Consider the following 4555-nt stretch of genomic DNA (forward strand, 5'->3'; position numbering starts at 1 on the left):
TTTGCCGGGAGCCGGGGCTCCGGCGAAGGAAGGCAAGGGGCCTAGCAGCAGCGGCGTGGTGGCCAGCGCCGTGGTTTTGAGCCAATCACGACGAGAAAAACGAAAATCTGACATGGGACGAGGAATAGATGAGACTGCTTAGGGTACGTAAGTAATGTGTAGCCAAGGCAATAAATGCTCAGCTAGCCCACTCTACAAGGTGGTATTCTTACAAGGGGGCGGGCTTACATGAAAGTTTACATCCACCCCTTTGCAAAAAGCCTCCAAACCCCGTATTTGCCCCGTTTAAGGCCGTTTTCAGGGCTTAAACGCCCTACTGTGGGAAATACTTTTGGACCACCTTCGGATTGTCCCGTTTCAGGTCCCAATAGCCCTTCGTCAGCCAATCCAGCGCCGCCTTTTTCTTGGCCTGCTCCTGCTGCAATACCACTACCTGCGCCTCAGCTGCTGCTTTCTTCTGCCATAGGTAAGTGCTCAGGCTGACCAGGGCCAGCACCAACGCAATCACCCCCAACCCTAGCCGGCCACTGGTAAAGCCCCATACCTGGCCCACCACGGGCACGCTGCGCGGAATCCGGTCAATCACCTGCTGCAGCTGCGCCGTGCCCGTGGTGAGCGTATTTTCCACCTTCGCGGGCGTGGCCAGGTGCGGCTGGATGGCCTCGGCAATGCCCTGGTAATTGATGGTAAACCGCACCTCCTGCTTCACCTTGGCCAGCACCTCGTCCAGCTCGGCCCGGCTCACCGGCTTGCCCTGCTCTAAGCTGCGCTTGTTCAGCGCCTCGATGCCCCGCCGTAGCGCGTTGATGTCTTGAAGTAGCTCTTGCATACGTCGTTGCTGAAAAGTTAATCCCCCATTTCAAAGCCTCGGGACTGCTGCTTGCTCGGCTGCTGCTGGGCCTGCCGCTCTTTGGCCTGGGCGTACTCGGCCGCCAGCTTAGCCAGCGCGTAGTCCTGGCCCACCTGCTGCCACGCCTGGGCCGGGTCCTGGCCTAGCTCGCGGGCCTTGGCAAAGCCCGTTTCCAAATTGCCGGCGCTGTACTCGCGGCCCACCTGGCTGCCCTTCACCCGGTGCCCGTCCTGCGCGAACACCACCCCGGCCGGGCTCCCGTCCTTGCGCCGCGTCAGCTCCAGTTCGATGCCTCGGGGCCGTAGGGCTTCGCGCAGCTCGTCAAAGCTGCGGGCCTGGCCCGCCGTATAGCTCAGGGCGCGGCCGATATCCTGCCGGGCGCGGCTCCACTCGGCCGACTGTTCCTCCTTCGGGGTCGTGGCTTTCACCTGGGCCGGGGTGGGGCCGATTTCGCGGGCCTGCTTCCGGCCCACCTGGTCGGCTACGATTAGCCCGTACTCCTGCTCGATGCCCTTGCACACGTCCACGCTCCGAGAGCGGATAAATTGGTCGCTCACCGTCTGCCCGTCCAAATCCACCCGGTTTACCACCAGGTGCATATGCGGGTGGGTCTTGTCCTGGTGCCGCACCACGGCCCATTGCGTGTTCTCCGGGTCTATGTTCAGCCCCTTTAGGTAGTCCTGGGCAATGCGGCCCATCACCTCGTTGGTCAGCTTCTCCTTTTCCTCGACCGGAAAGGCCAGCGCGACATGCAGCACCGCCTTGCCTAGCCCTGGGCGCATGGCCCGCACCGCGTCGAAGTCCGCCGCCATGTGGTCGGCGCTGTCGGTGCGCACCCCGTGCGCGGCCAGCACCTCGGCCCCTTTGCCGGGGGCCTGCTCCTGTAGCACGTACCGGCACATGGCCCCGAACGACTGGTTCACCTTCACCTTGCCAATCATGACGCTTCGCCCGCAAGCCGCTTCAACAAGTGGTGCATCTGCCCGAGTACCGTTGTGGCTCCGGTCCGCTGGTCCTGGCCCAAGTGGGCCAGCTTGGTGAGCTGGTTTAGGTTCGCCGCCATGCCGGCCAGCTGCGCCAGCTGCCGCGCTTCCTCTGGGGTCGGCGGGGCCTGCAGTTTCGTGGCCGTGTTCTGCTTGCGCCATACCGACCGCAGCACTTCGCCCTGGCTCAACTTGTACCGCTCGGCCTCCTGGGTCAGGCGCTCGTGCTCGGCGTCGGTCAGCCGGACGCTCACGACGTGGCGCTGTTTTTCGGCCAGCGGGCCGGCCTTCCGGCCGCCTTTTCGGGGGCGGTGGGGAGTGGATTCAGTGGCTGCTAGGTCTGCCATAGGTGGGTCCCCGAAGGGGCAAGTGTAGTGAGCCCAACGGGCGAACGGGTTTTGGGAATTGCGCGAAGCGCGATTCAGGAAACACATCTTGCGAAACACGTTGAACGATTCGGGATAGGCCCACAAGGTACGGCTCCCCACACGCACGCGCAACCCCTGGCCCACTCTTTTCCTATGGCCCCGTTACGAGCTGCTCGTCTGGAATAGGCCGGATATCTTTGGCCCACTTGCACGGTTGTCACCCCGCCAACGCGACGTCTGAAAAGACGAAGCCCCGGCTGCTGTAACAACCGGGGCTTCAGGAAGTGGGTGGATTCAGCACCCTTACTCCCGAACGAAGATGGGTAAACGTGCAAAGAAGGGGGTTGTTAAACAAATAGGGGAAAACCACTAGGTAAGGGTTAAAAAAACAAGCATGGATGTGCAACCATGCTTATAAGAGAGTGGCAATAGGCGTGCACTCTTGTCGGGTGCTCACACACCTGTAAAGCGCCCAGTGGCAAAAATCAGCGGCATACCAGCTACTTCGTGGATGCCTGCGGGCTGAGAGTTAACTTCTCCAGTGTTGGTAGCGGTACGTCAAACTCGTCCGTCCAGTAGATGACCTTCCCGGAGCGGTCCAGCACGTAATGAACCGCGTTTTTCTCCTTCTCTGACAACCAGCGTTTGCCGAGCATATCTTGCGTAAAGCGCCTGGGAGCCATTTTTCCGTAACGTCGCCAATCGAGCACGTAACCGGGCCGCTTACCACGAACCCCCCACCGTTTGCCCTCTGCTGACTTGTTGCTGTACTGGATATCAACTAGCACCAAATGCAAGTCTCGTTCGCGCAGCTGCTGCTCAAACTGGTTGTATTGCACCACAGAGGGCTTCCAGGGGTCACACCACGGGGCCCAGACTACCACCCAGGTGTAAGCGTGTGCTTGGCTGAGTGTGCGGATGTCCTGAGCGGTTACTTCCTGTAGGAGTGAATCTCTGTCTGGCCGCAGGGCAAACGGCTGCACCCGGTCGCGTGCAGATGGAGTAAGCGAGGCATAGTTACTGGGCGGCATTCGTTGGCAGGCCGTTGCTATCAGTCCAAAGCCCAGGCAAGCGAGAAGGCCCTTCATAACCAAACAAGTAGGGCTATTCCGTCTCGATAGCGAATCGTACTAGTCCGTGCTCCCCCTGCGTGCGGTCCACTGGGTAGACCCCCTGCTTAATTTTGATGGCGTGGTAACCTAACCCCTTGGCCACGTGATTCATCACGTAAAACTCCTCCGTGGGATTGATGGTAACCGTTTTCATCGCTGGGTCAAGCTCCGTTAGGTAGCGCATTTCCAGTTGGCCGTTCACTACAGAAACCGATACCCGAGGAGTACGATTACTCAACACGCCCTTGCTGATAGTTGGCTCCTCACCAATGGCACAATCTCCCTCACCTCGCAAGCAACGTCTGTCTTTTGACCAGGCGTGTGCGTATGTTTCCACCGAGAGCTGGCTGGACTGCTGGACTTGCGGAACCATATCGGTTACGCTTTTCTGCTCACAGCCCAACACGAGAAGGGCTAACGGGAGGTAATAAAGCTTGCTCATAGTGAAGTAGTTAAAGGCGGAACATACCCCAATGTAGGGATTATCTAATAACTCCTGGCCTCTATCTGGGGTTGTTATTGCAACGGGGCGGATTTACACGCTAAGGCTGTAAATCCGCCCCGTTGCAATAACAACCCCAGATAGAGGCCCTTTACGGCACCCGTAGCTGCTGTCCCTGGTCTGCCTATCACCTGGTCTGTTCGATGCGCACAGCGGTACAGCTAGGGCATCGTGCGTGCAGCTGGGCAATGGCCTCGGGTAGTACCGGGTTGGCGGCAATGCTGCCCTGATAGAGCGAGAGGCTCCAGCTATTGCCTGAACCGACAGTTGCCTGCAGGAAGTCCAGTGCCTGGGCCCGGGTGAAAGCCTCGTTGCTGTAGGGCTCCACCTGGTAGAACTTGACCAGCAGCGTACCCATTGGCGTGTCTTTCAAACGGAAGATGTGGTCGGCCATGGGACAAAGTACGAGGAGAAGACGCGAATCAGGCAGAAAGCACATAGCCGTCCAAAGCAGCACACAAGCTCAACAATATGGGTTATAAACCATTGATTACCAGTAATATACACTTTATTGAATGCGCGCAAATCACTGGCTTCTAGGGCTTTGCTGTCTTTGTTTTGCTCGCGCCGTTGTACCCCCGACCATGCCCTAAAAGCTCATTTTTTTTCTCGCGCGAAACAACAATTGGTGTATTTGTAAATCTTTGTTCTATTTGAGAGGCTTGTAACTAATTGATTTGCAAGAATTTAGGCTGTCTAAAAAAGACTTTTAGTGGGTTAAAAAAGACTTTTAGTGGGTT

Annotated in this window: 6 protein-coding genes; all 6 read right to left on the reverse strand. The window is 58.2% G+C overall.

Annotated elements, in window-relative coordinates; all coding sequences use genetic code 11:
• Window positions 1-313: 313 nt before the first annotated feature.
• The gene (locus BUE15_RS21095; protein WP_073289232.1) at window positions 314-829 is read right to left on the reverse strand and encodes a hypothetical protein; all 516 of its coding nucleotides are present in this window, start codon (window positions 827-829) and stop codon (window positions 314-316) included.
• A gap of 17 nt (window positions 830-846) precedes the next feature.
• The gene (locus BUE15_RS21100) at window positions 847-1791 is read right to left on the reverse strand and encodes a relaxase/mobilization nuclease domain-containing protein (protein WP_045688146.1); all 945 of its coding nucleotides are present in this window, start codon (window positions 1789-1791) and stop codon (window positions 847-849) included.
• Window positions 1788-2180, reverse strand: coding sequence for a plasmid mobilization protein (locus BUE15_RS21105; RefSeq protein ID WP_045688147.1), 393 nt, complete (start codon window positions 2178-2180; stop codon window positions 1788-1790). Before BUE15_RS21105 ends, BUE15_RS21100 begins: the two co-directional genes overlap by 4 nt.
• Before the next feature lie 521 nt (window positions 2181-2701).
• Complete coding sequence (locus BUE15_RS21110) at window positions 2702-3289, reverse strand: hypothetical protein (RefSeq protein ID WP_139252486.1); 588 nt, start codon at window positions 3287-3289, stop codon at window positions 2702-2704.
• Window positions 3290-3305: 16 nt separating this feature from the next.
• Window positions 3306-3755: a hypothetical protein gene (locus BUE15_RS21115; protein WP_073289235.1), complete on the reverse strand. Its 450-nt coding sequence runs from the start codon at window positions 3753-3755 to the stop codon at window positions 3306-3308.
• Window positions 3756-3942: 187 nt separating this feature from the next.
• A complete protein-coding gene (locus BUE15_RS21120; RefSeq protein WP_073289237.1) occupies window positions 3943-4209 on the reverse strand; it encodes a hypothetical protein in 267 nt (88 codons plus the stop codon).
• Between the last annotated feature and the right edge of the window lie 346 nt (window positions 4210-4555).

Origin of the sequence: Hymenobacter psychrotolerans DSM 18569 (genome assembly GCF_900142395.1) — a bacterium.
Taxonomy (GTDB): domain Bacteria; phylum Bacteroidota; class Bacteroidia; order Cytophagales; family Hymenobacteraceae; genus Hymenobacter; species Hymenobacter psychrotolerans.

Excerpts from the sequence above, each read along its gene's own strand:
- BUE15_RS21095 (WP_073289232.1), bottom strand. The coding sequence starts at position 829 with ATGCAAGAGCTACTTCAAGACATCAACGCGCTACGGCGGGGCATCGAG.
- BUE15_RS21100 (WP_045688146.1), bottom strand. The coding sequence starts at position 1,791 with ATGATTGGCAAGGTGAAGGTGAACCAGTCGTTCGGGGCCATGTGCCGG.
- BUE15_RS21105 (WP_045688147.1), bottom strand. The coding sequence starts at position 2,180 with ATGGCAGACCTAGCAGCCACTGAATCCACTCCCCACCGCCCCCGAAAA.
- BUE15_RS21110 (WP_139252486.1), bottom strand. The coding sequence starts at position 3,289 with ATGAAGGGCCTTCTCGCTTGCCTGGGCTTTGGACTGATAGCAACGGCC.
- BUE15_RS21115 (WP_073289235.1), bottom strand. The coding sequence starts at position 3,755 with ATGAGCAAGCTTTATTACCTCCCGTTAGCCCTTCTCGTGTTGGGCTGT.
- BUE15_RS21120 (WP_073289237.1), bottom strand. The coding sequence starts at position 4,209 with ATGGCCGACCACATCTTCCGTTTGAAAGACACGCCAATGGGTACGCTG.